At 42.5% G+C, this 20,557-nt stretch carries 18 protein-coding genes, 1 riboswitch and 1 other annotated feature; of the genes, 14 read left to right on the forward strand and 4 right to left on the reverse strand.

The genetic code is table 11. The features are described from left to right. Positions 1-4: 4 nt before the first annotated feature. Both LQ983_RS06155 and LQ983_RS06160 read left to right on the forward strand, forming a co-directional pair. Complete coding sequence (locus LQ983_RS06155; protein WP_230621989.1) at positions 5-1,744, forward strand: DUF3413 domain-containing protein; 1,740 nt, start codon at positions 5-7, stop codon at positions 1,742-1,744. Between the two features lie 257 nt (positions 1,745-2,001). Further along, the gene (locus LQ983_RS06160) at positions 2,002-2,991 is read left to right on the forward strand and encodes an amidohydrolase family protein (protein WP_006719629.1); all 990 of its coding nucleotides are present in this window, start codon (positions 2,002-2,004) and stop codon (positions 2,989-2,991) included. Between the two features lie 66 nt (positions 2,992-3,057). Here LQ983_RS06160 and mazG read toward each other — a convergent pair whose 3' ends face one another. Continuing rightward, positions 3,058-3,852 carry a nucleoside triphosphate pyrophosphohydrolase gene (gene mazG / locus LQ983_RS06165; RefSeq protein WP_230621991.1) on the reverse strand — a complete coding sequence of 265 codons (795 nt, stop codon included), beginning with the start codon at positions 3,850-3,852 and terminating at the stop codon, positions 3,058-3,060. Positions 3,853-4,010: 158 nt separating this feature from the next. Here mazG and uspA point away from each other — a divergent pair, with 158 nt between their 5' ends. From uspA to ruvX, 9 genes are all read left to right on the forward strand, one after another. After that, positions 4,011-4,436, forward strand: coding sequence for a universal stress protein UspA (gene uspA, locus LQ983_RS06170; RefSeq protein WP_006719626.1), 426 nt, complete (start codon positions 4,011-4,013; stop codon positions 4,434-4,436). Positions 4,437-4,647: 211 nt separating this feature from the next. After that, a complete protein-coding gene (gene alaS, locus LQ983_RS06175) occupies positions 4,648-7,272 on the forward strand; it encodes an alanine--tRNA ligase (protein ID WP_230621996.1) in 2,625 nt (874 codons plus the stop codon). A 132-nt stretch (positions 7,273-7,404) separates the two neighbouring features. Next, a complete protein-coding gene (csrA, locus tag LQ983_RS06180; RefSeq protein ID WP_006719623.1) occupies positions 7,405-7,587 on the forward strand; it encodes a carbon storage regulator CsrA in 183 nt (60 codons plus the stop codon). A 40-nt stretch (positions 7,588-7,627) separates the two neighbouring features. Then, positions 7,628-8,992 (forward strand): phosphomannomutase CpsG, encoded by a 1,365-nt coding sequence (locus LQ983_RS06185; RefSeq protein ID WP_230621998.1) that lies wholly within the window; start codon positions 7,628-7,630, stop codon positions 8,990-8,992. A 70-nt stretch (positions 8,993-9,062) separates the two neighbouring features. Further along, positions 9,063-9,950 carry a UTP--glucose-1-phosphate uridylyltransferase GalU gene (galU, locus tag LQ983_RS06190; RefSeq protein WP_230622000.1) on the forward strand — a complete coding sequence of 296 codons (888 nt, stop codon included), beginning with the start codon at positions 9,063-9,065 and terminating at the stop codon, positions 9,948-9,950. 150 nt (positions 9,951-10,100) lie between these two features. After that, a complete protein-coding gene (gene metJ, locus LQ983_RS06195) occupies positions 10,101-10,418 on the forward strand; it encodes a met regulon transcriptional regulator MetJ (protein ID WP_006719619.1) in 318 nt (105 codons plus the stop codon). A gap of 81 nt (positions 10,419-10,499) precedes the next feature. Further along, positions 10,500-11,234: a 16S rRNA (uracil(1498)-N(3))-methyltransferase gene (rsmE, locus tag LQ983_RS06200; protein WP_230622002.1), complete on the forward strand. Its 735-nt coding sequence runs from the start codon at positions 10,500-10,502 to the stop codon at positions 11,232-11,234. Positions 11,235-11,250: 16 nt separating this feature from the next. Then, positions 11,251-11,808: a YqgE/AlgH family protein gene (locus LQ983_RS06205; RefSeq protein ID WP_230622619.1), complete on the forward strand. Its 558-nt coding sequence runs from the start codon at positions 11,251-11,253 to the stop codon at positions 11,806-11,808. Then, on the forward strand, positions 11,808-12,227 hold the full coding sequence (ruvX, locus tag LQ983_RS06210) for a Holliday junction resolvase RuvX (protein WP_230622005.1): 420 nt from the start codon (positions 11,808-11,810) through the stop codon (positions 12,225-12,227). The genes LQ983_RS06205 and ruvX overlap by 1 nt, the downstream gene beginning before the upstream one ends. Before the next feature lie 101 nt (positions 12,228-12,328). Here ruvX and eno read toward each other — a convergent pair whose 3' ends face one another. The 3 genes from eno to pyrG form a co-directional block, all read right to left on the reverse strand. After that, positions 12,329-13,639: a phosphopyruvate hydratase gene (eno, locus tag LQ983_RS06215; protein WP_109128797.1), complete on the reverse strand. Its 1,311-nt coding sequence runs from the start codon at positions 13,637-13,639 to the stop codon at positions 12,329-12,331. A 201-nt stretch (positions 13,640-13,840) separates the two neighbouring features. Beyond that, complete coding sequence (thiE, locus tag LQ983_RS06220) at positions 13,841-14,503, reverse strand: thiamine phosphate synthase (protein ID WP_230622006.1); 663 nt, start codon at positions 14,501-14,503, stop codon at positions 13,841-13,843. 58 nt (positions 14,504-14,561) lie between these two features. Continuing rightward, a riboswitch (TPP riboswitch) is annotated at positions 14,562-14,661 on the reverse strand. Between the two features lie 144 nt (positions 14,662-14,805). Continuing rightward, complete coding sequence (gene pyrG / locus LQ983_RS06225) at positions 14,806-16,440, reverse strand: glutamine hydrolyzing CTP synthase (RefSeq protein WP_230622008.1); 1,635 nt, start codon at positions 16,438-16,440, stop codon at positions 14,806-14,808. A gap of 222 nt (positions 16,441-16,662) precedes the next feature. On the opposite strand from pyrG, the gene brnQ reads away from it, so the two are divergent. The 3 genes from brnQ to hisD all read left to right on the forward strand — a co-directional run bounded on the left by brnQ (position 16,663) and on the right by hisD (position 20,552). Then, a complete protein-coding gene (gene brnQ, locus LQ983_RS06230; RefSeq protein ID WP_370636681.1) occupies positions 16,663-17,994 on the forward strand; it encodes a branched-chain amino acid transport system II carrier protein in 1,332 nt (443 codons plus the stop codon). Positions 17,995-18,119: 125 nt separating this feature from the next. After that, positions 18,120-18,259, forward strand: a sequence feature (His leader region). Positions 18,260-18,290: 31 nt separating this feature from the next. Then, positions 18,291-19,190, forward strand: coding sequence for an ATP phosphoribosyltransferase (hisG, locus tag LQ983_RS06235; protein WP_230622020.1), 900 nt, complete (start codon positions 18,291-18,293; stop codon positions 19,188-19,190). A 75-nt stretch (positions 19,191-19,265) separates the two neighbouring features. Further along, entirely contained in the window at positions 19,266-20,552 is a 1,287-nt protein-coding gene (hisD, locus tag LQ983_RS06240; RefSeq protein WP_230622022.1) for a histidinol dehydrogenase, read from the forward strand. Positions 20,553-20,557: the final 5 nt, after the last annotated feature.

A 20,557-nucleotide genomic window follows, 5' to 3' on the forward strand; every position in this document is an offset into this window, starting at 1 on the left:
GCGTATGTGGACATTTAAAAGCAGACAATATCGTGAAGAAACCTCACAGAAAATTTCTTGGGGTCACTGGTTTGCTTTTTTTAATATTCTTTGGGCTGTTTTTATTGGTGCCCGTTATGCGTTTATCATTGATTGGCCGGATACGTTATTCGGCAAAATTTACTTCTTTATCAGCTTACTTGGGCATTTTAGTTTTATTGTTTTCGCCTTTTATTTGCTAGTCATTTTTCCGCTCAGTTTCATTGTTAAAAACCACCGCACTTTTCGTGGACTGACGGTCATTCTTGCAACGATTGGCAACACTTTGTTGTTGGTGGATAGCGAAGTATTCTTGCGTTCTAACTTGCACTTGTCGTCATTAGTCTGGAATCTCTTAGTTAACCCGGAGAACGGAGAGTTATCGCGCAACTGGCAAATTTTCTTTGTGCCGATGCCATTGATTTTATTGGTGCAAATGTTGTTTTCCCGCTGGTCTTGGCAAAAACTGCGTAGCTTAGAACGCCAAAAATGGCTAAAAGCAGTGGGTGTCTTTTTTGTTTGCACCTTTAGTGCAACACACCTAATTTATGCATGGGCAGATGCCTATTTATACCGTCCTATCACCATGCAACGTTCTAATTTTCCTTTGTCTTATCCGATGACAGCACGTTCCTTTTTAGAGAAACACGGTTTCTTAGATAAAGCAGAATATGCACAACGTCTCGCACAAGAGGGGCGATTAGATGCCTTAGCCATCGACTATCCGAAAAACCCGTTAGTCTTTGCTGAGCAACAGGAAAATACCAATATCCTCTTAATTACGCTTTCCGGTTTACGACATGATGTGATAGATGCGGAAAAAATGCCGAATTTGGCACAATTTGCAGAGAATTCGACACAATTTATCAATCATTACAGCAGTGGCAATAACAATAATACAGGGCTAGTCGGATTGTTTTATGGCCTCAATGGCAGTTATACCGACAGCTTGCTCAACAATAAAACGCCTTCTGTGTTAGTGGAACGTTTAACACAACAACAATATGCGCAAGGCGTGTTTTCTTCTAAAAAGATGGATCCGGGTATTTTCCGTCGTGCCATTTATCCAAAAACGAAGCTTGTTGCGGAGAGTGGTAATCAGGCCGCGATTCGTTCCTTCACGCGTTGGTTGGATACCGCAAAAACGCAGAATAAACCGTTTTGGGGGCATTTAAGCTTGAATATCGAACCCAATCTTACGCAAGAGAAATATGAGCAGCAACTGGCAGATATTGATGCGTCATTGGGACAGTTGTTGCCCGAGTTAAATTTGCCAAATACCCTTGTGATTATTACTGCTGAGCATGGCTATACATTCAAAAAATTATCAGAAAAAGAAGAAACGAATTATTTTTCGCGTGATGAAGTGCAAGTGCCAATGATTGTTCACTGGAATGGTTTGGCAACCGGGAAAATCTCCAAGTTAACTTCACATGTGGATTTAGTGCCGGCTTTAATGAAGCATATTTTTAAAGTGAAAAATCCGATTGCTGATTATGCACAAGGACGAGATTTGTTTGATCTTACGTCTAGTGCAGATTGGGTTTTGGTTTCTAATTATCGTTGGAATGTGATTGTTCAACCGGATGGTACGCAATATCATATCGATAATCGTGGAAACTATGAAAAATACGACCGCACTTATCAAAAAATGTCGTCTGAAAGACCACCGCTAGGACTATTTTTAGAAGCCTTTAGCCAGGAGCGTTCTTTTTTAGAAAAATAATGAAATAGGCGCAGACCAATAGCTAAAATCAATTATATTTTTGTGGCGACGAGTTTTATACTAGCGCGCAATTCCATCAGGACAAATAAGATGTTATTAATTAAAAATCTGAGAATTTTTCATAACATTGTTCGTTATTTCAATGCATTATCATTGAACCTCTTTCTATTTTCAATTAATAAGCGATCCTCTTTTATGAGGATTTTTTTCTATTTGCTCCCTGCCAGTTTCCAAAACTTACTCATTACGGAGTCGTTATGACCAAAAATCACGTTCGTAGTTTTAAAACTTATATTCGGGATGAAATCATCAAAAAAGGGGGCTGGGTAAATGCTCATGCCCATGCGGATCGTGCTTTTACCATGACGCCGGAAAAAATTGGTATTTACCAAAGTTGCAATTTACAACAAAAATGGGATTTGGTGGATGAGGTCAAACGGACCTCTTCGGTAGATGACTACTATGCCCGTTTCTGCCAATCTATCGAATTAATGATTTCTCAAGGGGTAACGGCTTTCGGAACCTTTGTTGATATCGACCCGGTGTGTGAAGATCGGGCGATTATCGCAGCACATAAAGCACGTGAAGTCTATAAACATGACATCGTATTGAAATTTGCTAACCAAACCTTAAAAGGGGTTATTGAGCCAACCGCACGTAAATGGTTTGATATTGGTTCTGAAATGGTCGATATGATCGGCGGTTTGCCCTATCGCGACGAGCTAGACTATGGTCGCGGTTTGGAAGCGATGGATATTTTGTTGGATAAGGCGAAATCTTTAGGGATTATGTGCCATGTGCATGTGGACCAATTTAATTCGCCAACCGAAATTGAAACCGAACAACTTTGTGACAAAACCATTGAACATGGAATGCAAGGACGTGTCGTGGCGATTCACGGGATTTCTATCGGCTCACATTCCAAAGAATATCGTTATCGTTTATACGAAAAAATGCGCCAAGCACAAATGATGATGATTGCTTGCCCGATGGCGTGGATTGATAGTAATCGTAAAGAAGAACTTATGCCTTTCCATAATGCTTTAACACCGGCTGATGAAATGATTCCGGAAGGCATCACGGTAGCGATTGGCACAGATAATATTTGTGATTACATGGTGCCGTTGTGCGAAGGGGATATGTGGCAAGAATTAAGTTTGCTGGCTGCAGGTTGCCGCTTCCCTGATTTAGACGCTATGGTGAATATTGCCAGTATTAATGGTCGTAAAGTTTTGGGATTGGATTAACTCTCTGAGTTCATATTAAAAATACCGAGCAATTGCTCGGTATTTTTTCTGAAAGTGCGGTCATTTTTAGCAGTGTTTTTCTTCTTTCTTCACTTCATCCCAAAGCACATCCATTTCCACTAAGCTTGCATCTTCAAGACTACGGTTTTGTTGTTTTAACTTCCCTTCGACTTTACGGAAGCGTTGTTCAAACTTTTGGTTAGCTTTGCGTAGGCTTTCTTCTGCCTGACAGTGTATATGACGACTTAGATTTACTGTTGCAAAGAGCAAATCCCCCATTTCCTCTTCAATTTTTGCCTGGTCTTGTGGTTGACGTTCAAGTTCTTGTCTGACTTCTTGTAATTCCTCCTCGACTTTGGCGAAGACCGGGGAAATGTTATCCCAATCAAATCCGACTTTTGAGCAGCGTTTTTGTAGTTTTTCTGCCCGCATCAAAGCGGGAAAGGACTGTGGAATATTGTCTAAAATTGACGTATGCCCAAGTGTTTTGTGTTCTTCGGCTTTCATCGCATTCCAATTTTGTAAAGCTTCTTGCTCATTTTTAGCCTGTTTATCGCCAAACACATGAGGGTGGCGCCGAACAATCTTTTCGGCTACGTTTTGTACGACATGGTCAAACGTAAATTTATTTTCTTCCGTCGCAAGTTGACTCAGAAATACTACCTGAAGTAGTAAATCGCCCAGTTCTTCTTTTAGATTTTCAACATCATTTTTTTCAATCGCTTCAATGACTTCATAGGTTTCTTCTTTTAAACAAGAAATCATGGAATGGTAGTTTTGTTTAATATCCCACGGACAGCCATTTATAGGATCGCGTAATTGGGCAATTAATTTTAAAAAGTCGTTTATTGAATAGGTCATATTTTTTGAAAATAGAGAGAAAAAGGAGACAAAATAATAACATAAAAGACATTTAGGATCTTTTTTCCAAAATGTGATCTTGCACATATTTTTTCTTGAAACCTAGTGATACTATACTGATGAAGATTAATTAACCCTGATCGGATAAGGAGTCGATTATGTATAAACATGTATTAGTTGCAGTAGATCTTTCAGAAGAAAGTCCAATTCTCTTGAAAAAAGCGGTGGGTGTTGCAAAACGCCACGATGCGAAATTATCTATTATCCATGTTGATGTAAATTTTTCGGATCTTTATACAGGGCTGATTGATGTAAATATGGTGTCAATGCAGGATCGTATTTCCAGTGAAACGCAACAAGCGTTATTACAATTAGCAGAACAAGCCGGTTATCCGATCAATGAAAAACTTAGCGGTAGCGGCGACTTAGGTCAAGTGTTGACGGATGCTATCGAACAATATGATGTTGATTTATTGGTAACAGGACACCATCAAGATTTCTGGAGTAAATTGATGTCTTCTACTCGCCAGGTGATGAACTCAATTACCATTGATATGCTCGTAGTTCCTCTTCGTGAAGAATGATTACAAAGCGTAGCCAGTTATTAAAAATATTATAAAAACCGACCGCACTTTCACGAGTTCAGAGCGTAAGTGCGGTTTTATTTTCTCTATTATTAGAAAATAAAGTGTGCGGTATAAAAAGTTTTTTTATAAATTTCAAAAATATGTAAGAATACAGAGTTACTCCGTGAATTGACGGTATTTAATAAGATTTAAAAGCTAAGGCGTGTACATGAAAACAACAGCACAAATTCGACAGTCGTACCTTGATTTTTTCCATAGTAAAGGGCATCAAGTTGTAGCAAGTAGTTCTTTGGTTCCAGACAATGATCCGACGTTATTATTTACCAACGCCGGGATGAACCAATTTAAAAATGTTTTTTTAGGATTAGAAAAACGCCCTTATACCCGAGCAACTACAGCACAACGCTGTGTACGCGCGGGGGGAAAACATAACGATTTAGAAAATGTGGGTTATACCGCCAGACACCATACTTTCTTTGAAATGTTAGGTAATTTCAGCTTTGGTGATTATTTTAAACAAGATGCAATTCATTACGGTTGGGAATTTTTAACTTCACCACAATGGTTGGGCTTACCGAAAGAAAGATTATGGGTGACCGTGTACGAAACTGATGATGAAGCCTACAACATTTGGCATAAAGAAATCGGTATTCCTGCAGAGCGTATTATTCGTATTGGCGACAACAAAGGCGCACCTTATGCTTCGGATAACTTCTGGCAAATGGGTGATACCGGTCCTTGCGGTCCTTGTACTGAAATTTTCTACGATCATGGTGATCATATTTGGGGTGGCCCTCCGGGTTCTCCTGAAGAGGATGGTGACCGCTATATTGAAATCTGGAACATCGTGTTCATGCAATTTAACCGCCATGCTGACGGCACAATGGAGAAACTTCCAAAACCGTCTGTGGATACAGGCATGGGCTTGGAGCGAATCAGTGCGGTATTGCAACACGTCAACTCCAACTATGATATTGATATTTTTAAAACCTTAATTGCCAAAGTGGCTGAGTTAACCGGTGAGAAAGATTTAGCCAATAAATCATTACGTGTTATTGCTGATCATATCCGTTCTTGTGCTTATTTAATTGCTGACGGTGTGGTTCCTTCCAATGAAGGACGTGGTTATGTGCTTCGTCGTATTATTCGTCGCGCAGTACGTCATGGGCATTTACTTGGCGCCACAGAAGCGTTCTTCTATAAATTAGTGCCAACATTGATTGATGTGATGGCGGAAGCAGGTGAAGAGGTGAAAAAACACCAAGCCTCAGTGGAAAAATTCTTGCGCTTAGAAGAAGAACAATTTGCTCGCACATTAGAACGTGGTTTGACCTTGTTAGATGAAGCGTTAGCCAATGTAAAAGAGAATGTTTTATCCGGTGAAGTGGCCTTTAAGTTATATGATACCTATGGTTTTCCATTGGATTTAACCGCAGATGTTTGCCGTGAGCGTGGTATTGCGATTGATGAAGTAGGTTTCGAGCGTGAAATGGAATTGCAACGCGTTCGCGCACAATCTGCAAGTCAATTCGGCATGGACTATAACAGTGTAATCCGTGTTGACGGGACAACCCGTTTTGAAGGATATACTGAGTCAGAAACACTGGCAAAAGTGACCGCACTTTTCCATGAGGGAAATCCGGTGGAATCGATTTCAGCCGGTCAAAGTGCAGTGGTTATTTTAGATAATACGCCATTCTATGCGGAATCAGGTGGTCAAATTGGTGATATCGGCCGTTTAGAAGGCAATGGTTTTTGTTTTGACGTAAAAGACACTCAAAAATATGGCCAAGTGTTTGGTCATATTGGTGAGCTTACCCAAGGTAGTTTATCTGTTGGGCAGTCTGTAAATGCAGTGGTTGACGATGTTCGCCGTCAACGTATTTCGTTAAATCACTCCGCAACACACTTGTTGCATGCTGCATTACGTCAAGTATTAGGTGAACATGTCGCGCAAAAAGGCTCACTTGTTTCCGATACGTTGTTACGTTTTGACTTTGCTCAACATGAAGCAATTAGCAAAGCACAATTAGCTGAAGTTGAACGTATTGTGAACCAGCAAGTGAGAGCAAATAATCCAATCCAAACCGACATTATGGAGTTGGAAGCCGCAAAAGCAAAAGGTGCGATGGCGTTATTCGGAGAGAAGTATTCCGAACAAGTTCGTGTCTTAACGATGGGTGATTTCTCTATTGAGTTGTGTGGTGGTATTCATGCAAAACGTACGGGAGATATCGGATTATTTAAAATCGTCACAGAAACTGCTGTGGCAGCAGGTATTCGTCGAATTGAAGCAATTACCGGTGAAACTGCGATTGAATGGTTACAACATCAACAAACTTTATTGAATCAAAGCGCTGAATTACTGAAATCGGACGTTAATTCCGTTACGGATAAGATTTCTCTGTTGCAAGATAAATATAAGAAAGTTGAAAAAGAGTTACAAACATTAAAAGAAAAAGCTGCACTTCAGGCTGGTAATGACTTGGCGAAAAGTGCGGTCGAAATTAATGGCGTTTCTGTGATTATGCAGCAGCTTGATGGTATTGAAGCGAAGTCTTTACGCGCAATGGTTGATAGCCTGAAAAATCAATTAGGCTCTGCCGTCGTGGTGTTTGCTTCCGCATTGGATGAAAAAGTTAACTTAATTGTTGGCGTAACTCAGGATCTAACTGCCAAAGTAAAAGCCGGTGAGCTCGTGAATTTAATGGCTCAACAAGTCGGTGGTAAAGGCGGTGGTCGCCCGGATATGGCGATGGCCGGTGGTACTGAACCACAAAATATCAACAAAGCATTATCCGTTTGTTCTGATTGGTTAAAAGCAAATTTGTAATCTTTGTTTCTTGTTAATTAATTATGGGCACTTATGATTTCATGAGTGCCAAAGTACAAAGTATTGTTTGATAGGGATGTTGGAAGCAAAATAGGGAAGTTGGAAATAAACTATAAAAGGTGAGGAGTTTATATGCTGATCTTAACCCGTAAAGTTGGCGAGAGCTTGCTCATCGGCGATGATGTTTCTATCACGATTCTCAATATACGAGGCAACCAAGTAAAAATTGGCGTGCAAGCCCCCAAGGATGTTTCTGTTCATAGAGAAGAAATTTACCAGCGTATTCATCAAGCTAAGGATGAAAACAAAGCATAGTAGCAAATTTCATTTTATGGACAATTAAAATGGAGTAGTTATGAGTAAATTGACTTGCTTTAAAGCTTACGATATCCGTGGTCGCTTAGGCGAAGAGTTAAACGTGGATATTGTGTATCGTATAGGTCGTGCATTTGGGCAGTTTTTGAAGCCTAAAACCATTGTCGTTGGTGGAGATGTTCGTTTAACGAGCAAAGAACTAAAAAGTGCGGTAACAAATGGATTATTGGATTCCGGTGTTAATGTAATTGATTTAGGTGAAACGGGGACAGAGGAAGTCTATTTTGCTACGTCATTTTTGAAAACCGATGGTGGGATTGAAGTTACCGCAAGCCACAACCCAATGGATTACAACGGACTCAAATTAGTGCGTGAAGGTTCCCGTCCGATTAGTGCAGATACCGGTTTGGCGGATATTCAACGTTTGGCGGAAGAAAATAATTTTCCACCAGTGACTCAACGTGGTGAATATAAACAGCTTTCTGTGCTCGGCGATTACGTTGAACACTTGTTGTCCTACATTAACTTGGCACAGTTGAAGCCTTTAAAGTTAGTGATTAACGCCGGTAATGGCGCGGCAGGACATGTTATTGACGCAATTGAAGCTCAATTTAAAGCAAAACAAGTGCCGGTCGAGTTTATTAAGGTTCATAACAATCCGGATGGGACATTCCCACATGGTATTCCTAATCCTTTATTGCCGGAAAACCGCCAAGATACGATTGATGCTGTTTTGGCAAATCAAGCGGATATGGGAATTGCCTTTGATGGTGATTTTGACCGCTGTTTCCTGTTTGATGAACATGCGAATTTTATCGAAGGTTACTATATCGTTGGTTTGTTAAGCCAAGCCTTCTTGCAAAAAAATAAAGGCGCAAAAATCATTTATGATCCGCGTTTAATTTGGAATACGGTGAAATTAGTGGAAGAAAATGGCGGCGAGGCTGTTATGTCTAAATCAGGCCATTCTTTCATTAAAGAGAAAATGCGTGCAGTAGACGCTATTTACGGCGGAGAAATGAGCGCGCACCATTATTTCCGTGATTTCTTCTATTGTGATAGTGGTATGATCCCATGGTTGCTCGTGATGGAGCTTGTTTCTGTTACCGGTAAATCATTGGGTGAGCTTGTGAACAATAGCGTGAATACCTTCCCATCTCCAGGCGAAATTAACAGCAACTTAGCTGATGCGAAAAGCGCGATTGAGCGTGTACGTGCTGCGTATGAAAAAGAGGCAGTTCGTGTTGATGATATCGACGGGATTAGTATTGAATATCCGAATTGGCGTTTTAATTTGCGTTCATCAAATACTGAGCCGGTGGTTCGTTTGAACTTGGAAACCCGTGGTGATAAACAACTGATGGCGGAAAAAACCGAAGAGATTTTGACATTACTTCGCCAGTAAAAACACATAAAAAACTTACCGCACTTTTCAGAAGAGAAAAGTGCGGTCTTTTTATATAAGGAAAATAGACATGAAAGCAATTATTCCGGTTGCCGGCTTAGGCACACGTATGTTGCCTGCAACAAAGGCGATTCCAAAGGAAATGTTAACGCTGGTGGATAAACCACTTATTCAGTACGTTGTAAATGAATGTGTTGCCGCGGGCATCAAAGAAATTGTGTTGGTTACCCACTCTTCCAAAAATGCTATCGAAAACCATTTTGATACCTCTTTCGAATTGGAAACGATGTTAGAAAAACGGGTAAAACGTCAGCTCTTGGAAGAAGTTCGTTCTATTGTGCCAAAAGATGTCACCATTATGCATGTTCGCCAAGGGAATGCGAAAGGCTTGGGACATGCCGTATTATGTGGTCGTCCGTTAGTCGGCGATGAGTCTTTTGCGGTAATCTTGCCGGATGTGTTGTTAGCGGAATTTTCTGCGAACCAGAAAAAAGAAAATTTAGCAGCAATGTTAAAACGCTTCAATCAAACGAAAGCTAGCCAAATCATGGTAAGTCCGGTTGCAGCGGAAGCTGTCAGCAGCTACGGTATTGCCGACTGCAGCGGTGTTGAAATTCCACCCGGGGAGAGTGCGAAAATTCATAGTATTGTGGAAAAACCAAGTGTTGATGAAGCGCCATCTAACCTCGCGGTTGTGGGACGTTATGTGTTCTCCGCTGCTATTTGGGATTTATTGGAAAGAACACCGATTGGTGTTGGCGATGAAATTCAATTAACCGATGCGATTGATATGTTAATTGAAAAAGAAACTGTCGAAGCGTTCCATATGACCGGCGTTTCTTACGATTGCGGTAATAAAATTGGTTATATGAAAGCCTTCGTAGAATATGGTTTGCATCACAATAAACTGGGTGGTGAATTTAAATCTTATTTAAAAGATTTAGTAAAAACATTTTAATTGTGTTGAATAAAAAGGCATCAATAAGATGCCTTTATTTTTTCTATTTTTAACACTGGAAATCTAGAAGTCTCCACGGCTAGATTGTTATTTTTATTATTTTTTATTAGAATATCTCGACAATTAATAAGGTTATTTTAGGAATCAATTATGGCGGATTGGAACGGACAATATATCAGTCCTTATGCGGAACACGGTAAAAAAAGCGAACAAGTTAAAAAGATTACAGTATCTATTCCGATTAAAGTGCTTGAAATTTTGACCAATGAACGTACCCGTCGTCAAATTCGTAATTTGCGTCACGCGACCAACAGTGAACTGTTATGCGAAGCGTTTTTACATGCTTTTACAGGTCAACCTTTACCAACGGATGAAGATTTGTTAAAGGAACGTAGCGACGAAATTCCGGAAGAAGCGAAAAAAATTATGCGCGAGTTGGGCATTGATCCGACACAGTGGGAATATTAATTTTTTCACTTCGCATTTTTCGTTTTGCCATCTTCTTTTCTGCTATGATAGAACAAATTATTTTTACTTATTTGTTCTATTATGCGAATACCTCGAATTTACCATCCCACTTCTCTTAATTCACTCACCTCTTGCACACTTTCTGAAGATGGTGCTAACCATGTCGGTCGTGTTTTACGTATGCAACCGGGCGATCAACTTGAACTTTTCGATGGCAGTAACCATATTTATCAAGCCGTGATCAATGCAGTAACGAAAAAATCCGTTGATGTCGATATTTTGAACCGTCAGTTAGATGATCGTGAAAGTCCACTTGCGATCCATTTAGGACAAGTGATTTCCCGTGGTGAACGCATGGAATTTACCATTCAGAAATCCGTTGAACTGGGTGTGAATGTCATTACTCCCCTCTGGTCGGAACGTTGTGGCGTGAAATTAGACGGTGAACGCATGGAGAAAAAAATTCAGCAATGGCAAAAAATTGCGATTGCCGCCTGCGAGCAGTGTGGGCGAAATACCATCCCGGAAATTCGTCCATTAATGAAATTACAACAATGGTGTGCCGAACCGGATGACGCACTCAAATTAAATTTACATCCAAGAGCCAGTTATTCCATTCGTACTCTGCCGGCAATCCCTAAGGCGGGGGTTCGCTTATTAATCGGTTCGGAAGGCGGTTTGTCCCCACAAGAAATTGCACAAACCGAGGAACATGGCTTTGTGGAAGTATTATTAGGAAAACGTGTATTACGCACTGAAACCGCAGCGATGGCGGCAATTACCGCCTTGCAAGTGTGTTTTGGTGATTTAGGATAGAGAAAAACGAAATATGATGGATTTACAAGATCATCTCTTGATTGCCATGCCGAATTTAGATGACAGTTATTTTTACCGCTCGGTGATTTATATCTGTGAACATAATGAAAAAGGTTCTATGGGATTGGTATTAAATCAACCGACAGATTTAAGTATTGCGGAGTTGGGTGCCAAGATGAATTTCATGATGGTCAGCAACCGCACTTATAGTGATAAGTTGGTACTTGCCGGCGGGCCGGTCAATGTTGATCGTGGTTTTATTTTGCATACCAACACCCATGAGCCTTTTGATCATAGTTATCGGGTTACCGACAATCTCATGCTCACCACTTCTGCTGATGTCGTGGATACTTTCGGCACGCTATTGGAGCCGGAAAAATATTTGGTAGCACTTGGTTGTGCGAGTTGGGAACCACATCAGCTAGAGCGGGAAATCATGAATAACTCTTGGTTGGTTGTGCCGGCAACAGAACAGATCCTATTTGATTTGCCATATGAAGAGCGTTGGTTGGCAGCAAATCAATTGTTAGGCATTGACTCTCATAACTTTGCCGGTCAAGTAGGGCACAGTTAATGGGCATTACGGTTATCGCCTTTGATTTCGGCACAAAAAGTATCGGTTGCGCTGTGGGGCAAAGTATTACCGGTACGGCACAATCTTTACCCGCATTCAAAGCGCAAGACGGCATTCCAAATTGGGAAGCCATTGAGAAGTGCATTCAAGATTGGCAACCTGAAAGGCTTGTGGTCGGATTACCGTTAAATATGGACGGCACGGAACAGCCGTTAACCTTGCGGGCAAAAAAATTTGCTAACCGCCTTCATGGGCGTTTTAATTTGCCGGTGGAGTTACAGGATGAACGGCTCACTACCACGGAAGCCCGTAGCGAAATTTTTGGGCGAGGCGGTTATCGTGCTTTAAATAAAAGCAAAGTGGATGGCATTTCCGCTTGTTTAATATTGGAAAGTTGGTTTGAGCAATACAGTGAATAAATTGCTTTAAAAAAACACATAAAAAATCACCGCACTTTTTATCTTTCAACAAAAAGTGCGGTGTTTTTTTAGCGCGTTTTAATAACCGCGATGGTTATTAATTAAGCTTGACCTTTAACCGCTTTTAAGCCCGGGAACGGAGCCGGTGTGCCAGCGCGTTCTAATGCTTCTTCGATACGGATTAATTGGTTGTATTTCGCAATACGGTCAGAACGGCTCATAGAACCAGTTTTGATTTGACCCGCTGCAGTACCAACAGCTAAATCTGCAATGGTTGCATCTTCGGTTTCACCGGAACGGTGAGAGATCACAGCGGTATAACCGGCATCTTTCGCCATTTTAATCGCAGCCAAGGTTTCACTTAAAGAACCGATTTGGTTGAATTTGATTAGGATGGAGTTTGCGATACCTTTTTCGATACCTTCTTTTAAGATTTTGGTGTTGGTTACGAATAAGTCGTCACCCACTAATTGAACGCGGTCGCCTAACACTTTAGTTTGGTATGCGAAACCTTCCCAGTCAGATTCATCTTGACCATCTTCGATAGACACGATCGGGTATTGTTTGGTTAATTCTTCAAGATAGTGTGTGAATTCTTGCGAAGTGAATGAACGGCCTTCGCCTTTCATTTCGTATTTACCGGTTTCTTTGTTGTAGAATTCAGAAGATGCGCAGTCCATGGCTAAAGTCACGTCTTTACCTAATACATAACCTGCTTTTTCTACTGCTTCTTTGATACATGCTAAAGCGTCAGCGTTAGAAGCTAAGTTTGGTGCGAAACCACCTTCGTCACCTACAGCTGTGCTCATGCCTTTAGATTTTAATACTTTCGCTAAGTTATGGAATACTTCAGCACCGATACGAAGTGCTTCACGTAAGGTTTTAGCACCAACCGGTTGAATCATGAACTCTTGGATATCAACGTTGTTGTCTGCGTGCTCACCACCGTTGATGATGTTCATCATTGGTAATGGCATAGAGTAAACGCCTGGTGTGCCGTTAAGTTCTGCGATGTAAGCGTAAAGTGGTAAACCTTTAGATGCGGCAGCTGCTTTTGCGTTTGCTAAGGATACCGCTAAGATGGCGTTTGCACCGAAGTTAGATTTGTTGTCAGTGCCATCTAAATCGATCATGATTTGGTCGATTTCAGCTTGGTTAGACGCATCTTTACCAAGAATGGCTTCAGCAATCGGACCGTTTACTGCGGCAACCGCTTTTAATACACCTTTACCTAAGAAACGAGATTTGTCGCCGTCACGTAATTCTAATGCTTCACGAGAACCGGTAGATGCACCTGATGGAGCAGCTGCTAAACCAACGAAACCACCTTCAAGATGAACTTCAGCTTCTACAGTTGGGTTACCACGAGAGTCGATGATTTCACGACCAATGACTTTAACGATTTTTGCCATTTTATTTTCCTCATTAAGTTAATTAAAACGGGTTAGTTTGCTCTAAAAATGTCGGTATCATAAAGCTATTTTCCTCCTTTGTCTTGCAAAAACTACAGACAATTTGATTTTGCTCTATGTTTTCTGCCAACTTAAGTGCGGTTCAATTTTAAGATGAATTTTTCGAGCTATTTCGCCATGAATTTAAACGAAAATAGTCCATTATTCGGCAAAATATTGCAGTAAGTTTTTCACCGCACTTTGCCAGTCTTGAGCCTTGGTTACGGCGGAAATCACGGCAATGCTGCCTACCCCTGTGGCTAAAATATCAGGAAAATGTGAAGCACTGATGCCGCCGATTGCGACAGTCGGCATTTTACCTAAGTTTTTTACCTGAGTGGCTAAATTGGCAACGCCTTGAGGCGCTGAAGGCATCTCTTTGGTTTGTGTCGGGAAAATATGTCCGAGGGCAACATAGGAAGGGCGCAACGGTAACACCAGATCGACTTCTTCTTGGTTGTGGGTGGAAACACCGAGACGTAGCCCTGCTTGTTGGATGGCGTTTAAATCTGCTGTGAGCAAATCCTCCTGCCCAAGATGGACACCATAAGCCTGATACTTAATTGCCAACTGCCAAAAATCATCTACAAATAACCGCACTTGATACTGTTTGGCTAAGGCAATGCAGCGGGCGATTTCCTCTTCTGCTTGTTCTGCAGAACGATCTTTAATACGAATTTGCAAGGTTTTCACACCAGCATGAATGAGCCGTTCAACCCATTTATAACTGTCTACGATAACATACAATCCCAACTTAAATTCAGTGTGCGCAAAAGGGGCTTTGGGTAGGAGGATTTCTGATAAATGAGACACGGCTTCCGACATGGTAATCTCCGATAAGGTGAATAAAAAATAGCTTGTGCGGAAGGTGTGATGAAATTCAAATTGCTCATAACTTGTTCCCTGCGCGGGGATTAACCCACAGGTTCCACGGATCTCGCATTCATTGCGATCTCAGCCTTCCGGCACTCCGACAAGAGGGTTCTCAATATAGTGAAAGACGAGAGGCAGAACAAGAGCAAAGGCCATTTTTTGTGAAGTGGATCACGGCGAGAAAATAAAAAAGTGCGGTCAAAAATCTAAGTGTTTTTCTGACCGAACTTTTATTTCAATTTTTCAGAAAGCCGTTAGTCGGATTTTTTCTGATTGATTTTTGCCGCTTTCACAAAGCCTTCGAATAACGGGTGACCATCACGTGGCGTAGAAGTGAATTCCGGATGGAATTGGCAAGCGACAAACCAAGGGTGGTTTGGTACTTCAATGATTTCCACTAATTTTTTATCGGCAGATAAACCGGTCACTTTTAAGCCTGCTTTTTCGATTTGCGGAAGCAATACATTATTAACTTCGTAACGGTGACGATGGCGTTCTTCAATGGTTTCTGCACCGTATAATTGACGTGCTAAGCTGCCTTCAATTAAATGGCATTTTTGTGCCCCAAGACGCATGGTACCACCCAAGTCGGATTTGTCACTGCGCACTTCGGTGTTGCCGTCGGCGTCTTGCCATTCGGTAATTAAACCGACCACCGGTTGCGGACAAGTGCGGTCGAATTCGGAAGAGTTTGCATGGCTCATGCCTGCAACATGACGGGCAAACTCGATGAGCGCAACTTGCATCCCTAAGCAAATACCTAAATAGGGAATGTTGTTTTCACGCGCATATTGGGCAGTCAGAATTTTGCCTTCGACACCGCGATAGCCGAAGCCGCCCGGCACTAAAATACCGTCTAAGCCTTTTAAGATGTCAACGCCTTTGGTTTCCACATCTTGTGAGTCGATGTATTTAATATTTACGCTCAAGCGATTTTTTAAACCGGCGTGTTTTAGGGCTTCGTTCACGGATTTATACGCATCCGGCAATTCGGTGTATTTACCCACCATACCGATAGTGACTTCGCCTGTCGGGTTGGCTTGTTGATACAATACTTGTTCCCATTCAGATAAATCGGCTTCCGGGCAAGTTAAATGGAAGCGATTGCAAATGAAATCGTCCAACCCTTGAGATTTTAAAAGTGCCGGGATTTGGTAAATGGAAGACACATCTTTCAGAGAAATCACCGCGCGTTCCGGTACGTTACAGAATAACGCAATTTTGGCACGTTCATTTGGCGGAATCATGCGGTCGGAACGGCAAATCAACACGTCCGGTTGAATGCCGATGGACAAGAGTTCTTTCACAGAATGTTGTGTCGGTTTGGTTTTGACTTCGCCGGCAGTCGGAATGTACGGCACAAGCGTTAAGTGCATGAAAATCGTGCGTTCACGTCCTACTTGTACGGCAAGCTGACGTAATGCTTCTAAGAACGGGAGGGATTCAATATCGCCCACTGTGCCACCCACTTCTACGATGGCCACATCATGTCCCGCTGCGCCATCAATCACGCGCGCTTTAATTTCGTTGGTAATGTGTGGAATCACCTGAATGGTCGCGCCGAGATAATCACCGCGACGCTCTTTGCGTAACACTTCGGAATAGATTTTACCGGTCGTGAAGTTGTTACGTTTGGTCATTTTGGTACGAATAAAACGTTCGTAGTGACCTAAATCTAAATCGGTTTCCGCGCCGTCTTGGGTCACGAAAACTTCACCGTGCTGAGTCGGGCTCATGGTGCCCGGATCGACGTTGATATAAGGGTCGAGTTTCATGATCGTGACGTTCAAACCACGCGCTTCTAAGATTGCCGCAAGGGACGCCGCTGCAATACCTTTACCAAGCGAAGAAACCACGCCGCCTGTGACGAAAATATAATTGGTAGCCATAAGAAACCTGTTTGTTGCTATTGGAATGAATGGAAAAATTAGAATAAAGATAATCTATCAAGACGGGAGCGTAGTTTACAACAAAGGTCGGATGAACTCAATCGCCGCGCTTTCGGATTTGGCAGAAAGTGCGGTGGAAAAATATCATACTTTTTTTATGTTTTCTTACGAAATTCACCATTTTTGGTGTAAAATCCGCCGACTTTTTATAACAAAAGAGAAATTTATTTTTTATCACAAGAGAAATTTATTATGTTTTCACGTAAAGATATTATTGTTTTAGGTATGATGATTTTTGCCCTGTTTTTAGGTGCAGGAAACATCATTTTTCCACCTATGGAAGGCTACACTGCTGGGCAACATTGGGCGACAGCGGCATTAGGTTTTGTGGTGACAGGCGTGTTAATGCCATTTATCACCTTAGTGATTGTGTCTGTTTTAGGACGTGGCGAAGAACTCACTCGCGACCTACCAAAATGGGCGGAAATTTTATTTTTAGCCACCTTATATTTAGTGATTGGTTCTACGTTTGCGATGCCGCGAATTACCAACGTAGCCTATGAAATGGCGTTGGTGCCGTTAGAGATTGTCTCGGATACACCGGCAAATCACCTGATTTTTGCCGTGGTCTTTAACATTATTGCCATGTTGTTTATGTTAAAACCAAACACCATTATTTCCAGTGTGGGCAAATTTATGACTCCTGCCTTATTGGTGTTATTGGTCGTGGTCACTGTGACAGTCTTTATGTCTCCCTTGTCTGACATTGCCGCACCAAGCAAAAGTTATGCGGACAGTTCCGCGTTGACCACCGGTTTAATTAGCGGTTACCAAACCATGGATGTCTTGGCGGCAATTGCTTTCGGCGGCATTGTTGCCCGTGCGTTAAGTGCGAAAAATGTTACTGAGCCGCAAAAAATCATGCGTTATACTATTTCTGCCGGCTGCATTTCAGTGGTTTTATTAGCCGCACTTTATTTTTCCCTTTTCTATCTTGGTGCGACCAGTGGCCAAGTGGCGCAAGGCGCTAGCAACGGCGGTCAAATTTTCTCTCGTTATGTAAACGTGTTATTTGGCAAAGAAGGTTCTTGGATTATGTCCGGTATCATCTTCTTGGCAAGTTTAACCACCTTAGTGGGCGTGACCAGTGCTTGTGCTTATTATTTCGCTAAATTCTCTAACCGCTTACCGTACGCCTTTTGGGTGGTGGTATTTACTATCATGACGACCATCATTTCTGAAAACGGCTTAACGAAATTATTACAAGTGACCATTCCTGCATTGTTATTAATTTACCCGGTGGCAATCATGTTAGTGGTGTTGCAATTCGTCCGTGCTAAATTACCACGCGTGAAATTAACCTATAACGCCACGATTGCGGTCACCGTGTGTTTTAGTCTGTGCGACAGCTTAAATAACGTAGGATTATTGTCTGACGGCGTGAAACAATTCCTTGGCAATTTCCCGTTATATGATAATGGCTTGGCGTGGTTAGTGCCGGCGTTAGTCGTGATGTTCTTGACCATGTTGGTTGGTAAATCCGCGAAGAAATAAGAGATGAATTTTACGCTGAGGAATATTTCTGTAAAAAAGCCCTTGCATCGCAAAATTTTCTTGGCTATATTCTATTCATCTTTTGATTAAAAAGGATTCATTATGTATTTAACTAACGCATTACACCATCATCACCGTTTACCTGAATAATCTTTCGGGCATTCGGCGTGTTCGGGAGATAACTTCCGAGTACGAGTGAAATGCAGACATAATCAATCACCGTTTAAACAACCCCTCGGAAGGCAACTTTCGAGGGGTTTTGCGTTTTTAGGTTTTAACAAAATGAGGGCAACAACATGACTGACAAAAAACGTTTACGCATCGCCATGCAAAAGAAAGGGCGCTTAAGCAAAGACTGTGCGGAATTGCTGAGCCAATGCGGTGTGAAAATTAATTGGAACGAGCAACGCCTTATCGCTTATTCGGAAAATATGCCTATTGAAATCTTGCGTGTGCGTGATGATGACATTCCCGGCTTGATCTTTGATGGTGTGGCGGATCTCGGCATTATCGGTGAAAACGTGCTGGAGGAAGAAGAATTGGGGCGCTTGGCTGCCGGAGAAACGGTCGCTTATAAAAAGCTGCGCCAGTTGGATTTCGGCGGTTGCCGTTTATCTTTGGCAATTGATCGTGATCAGCAATATAACGGCGTACAGGATTTTGCTAATGCTCGCATCGCCACCTCCTACCCAAATTTACTCAAACGTTACATGAAAGCGCAAAACGTGCCGTTCAAAAGCACGTTGTTGAACGGCTCTGTGGAAGTTGCCCCTAGCGCAGGGCTTGCCGATGCCATTTGCGATTTAGTGTCCTCCGGCGCAACCTTAGAAGCGAATGGTCTGAAAGAAGTGGAAGTGATTTATCGCTCCAAAGCCTGTTTAATTCAATGTGCCGAACCTTTAAGCGGCGAGAAACAAATCCTGGTAGATAGACTGCTCACCCGCATTCAAGGCGTACAACAAGCCGCCGAATCCAAATACATCATGTTACACGCGCCGAAAAATAAACTCGAAGAAATCACCGCACTTTTACCCGGTGTGGAAAACCCAACAATTCTGCCGCTGGCGCATGACGATTCCAAAGTGGCCATGCATGTGGTCAGTCAGGAAAATCTGTTCTGGGAAACCATGGAGCAGTTGAAAGACATCGGCGCCAGTTCGATTTTGGTGTTGCCGATTGAGAAGATGATGGAGTGATTTGTTATTTTCTTTGTGTTGCCAAAGAAAGCAACCAAAGAAAAACAACGTTAAATAAAAGGAAGGTTTTGTATTATGGAAACACTAAATTGGAATAATCTTTCTGCAACAGAGCAACAACAAGCCCTTACCCGCCCCGCGATTTCCGCTTCAAATGAGATTAAAAGTGCGGTGGAAAATATCGTTAAATTTGTGCAACAGGAAGGCGATAAGGCGTTGTTTGAACTCACGGAGAAATTCGACAAAATCAAACTCGACAGCTTGATTGTTACTCCACAACAAATTGCGGAGGCGACGGCGCGTATTCCTGAGCCGTTGAAGAAGGCGATTCAGAATGCCAAGCGTAATATCACTGCCTTTCACGAAGCACAGAAACCACAGGCGGTGGATATCGAAACCCAGCCCGGCGTGCGTTGTCAGGTGGTGACGCGCCCGATTAATCGTGTCGGTTTATACATTCCGGGCGGCTCCGCGCCGTTATTTTCTACGGTGCTGATGCTTGCCATTCCGGCGAAAATCGCAGGTTGTAAGAAAATCGTACTTTGCTCGCCGCCACCGATTGCGGATGAAATTCTTTACGCCGCCAATCTGTGTGGTGTGCAAACCATTTATGCGGTGGGCGGTGCGCAAGCGGTGGTAGCCATGGCGTTAGGCGCGCAAAGTGTGGCGAAGGTGGATAAAATTTTCGGGCCGGGCAATGCCTTTGTGACGGAAGCCAAACGCCAAGTCAGCCAAATGATTAACGGCGCCAACATCGACATGCCGGCGGGGCCATCAGAAGTGTTGGTGATTGCCGATGAACAGGCCGATCCTGAATTCGTTGCCTCTGATTTGCTTTCTCAGGCGGAACATGGTGTAGATTCGCAAGTGATTTTGGTGACACCGAGCGAAACGCTGGCAAAACAGACCGCACTTTGCGTGGAACAACAGCTTGCCCAACTGCCTCGCGCAGACATCGCCCGCAAGGCGTTATCCCACAGTCGCATTCTCATTGCCGAGGATTTGGCGCAATGTGTCGCCATCAGCAATGAATACGCGCCGGAACACTTAATCGTGCAAACGCAAAACGCCCGTGAATTATTGCCTCAACTGGATAATGCCGGGTCTATTTTCCTCGGTGCTTATTCGCCGGAAAGTATGGGCGATTACGCCAGCGGCACCAATCACGTTCTACCAACCTACGGCTACACGCGCACGTATTCCAGCCTTGGTTTGGCCGATTTCAGTAAACGCATGACCGTGCAGGAACTCACCCCGCAAGGCTTCAAAGACCTAGCAGAAACCGTGGAATTGATGGCGCAGGCAGAACAGCTGGATGCGCACAAAATGGCAGTGAGTTTGAGATTAGCGAAGTTGCAATAAGAGGA

Source organism: Aggregatibacter sp. Marseille-P9115 (assembly GCF_920939465.1).
Taxonomy (GTDB): Bacteria; Pseudomonadota; Gammaproteobacteria; order Enterobacterales; family Pasteurellaceae; genus Aggregatibacter; species Aggregatibacter segnis_B.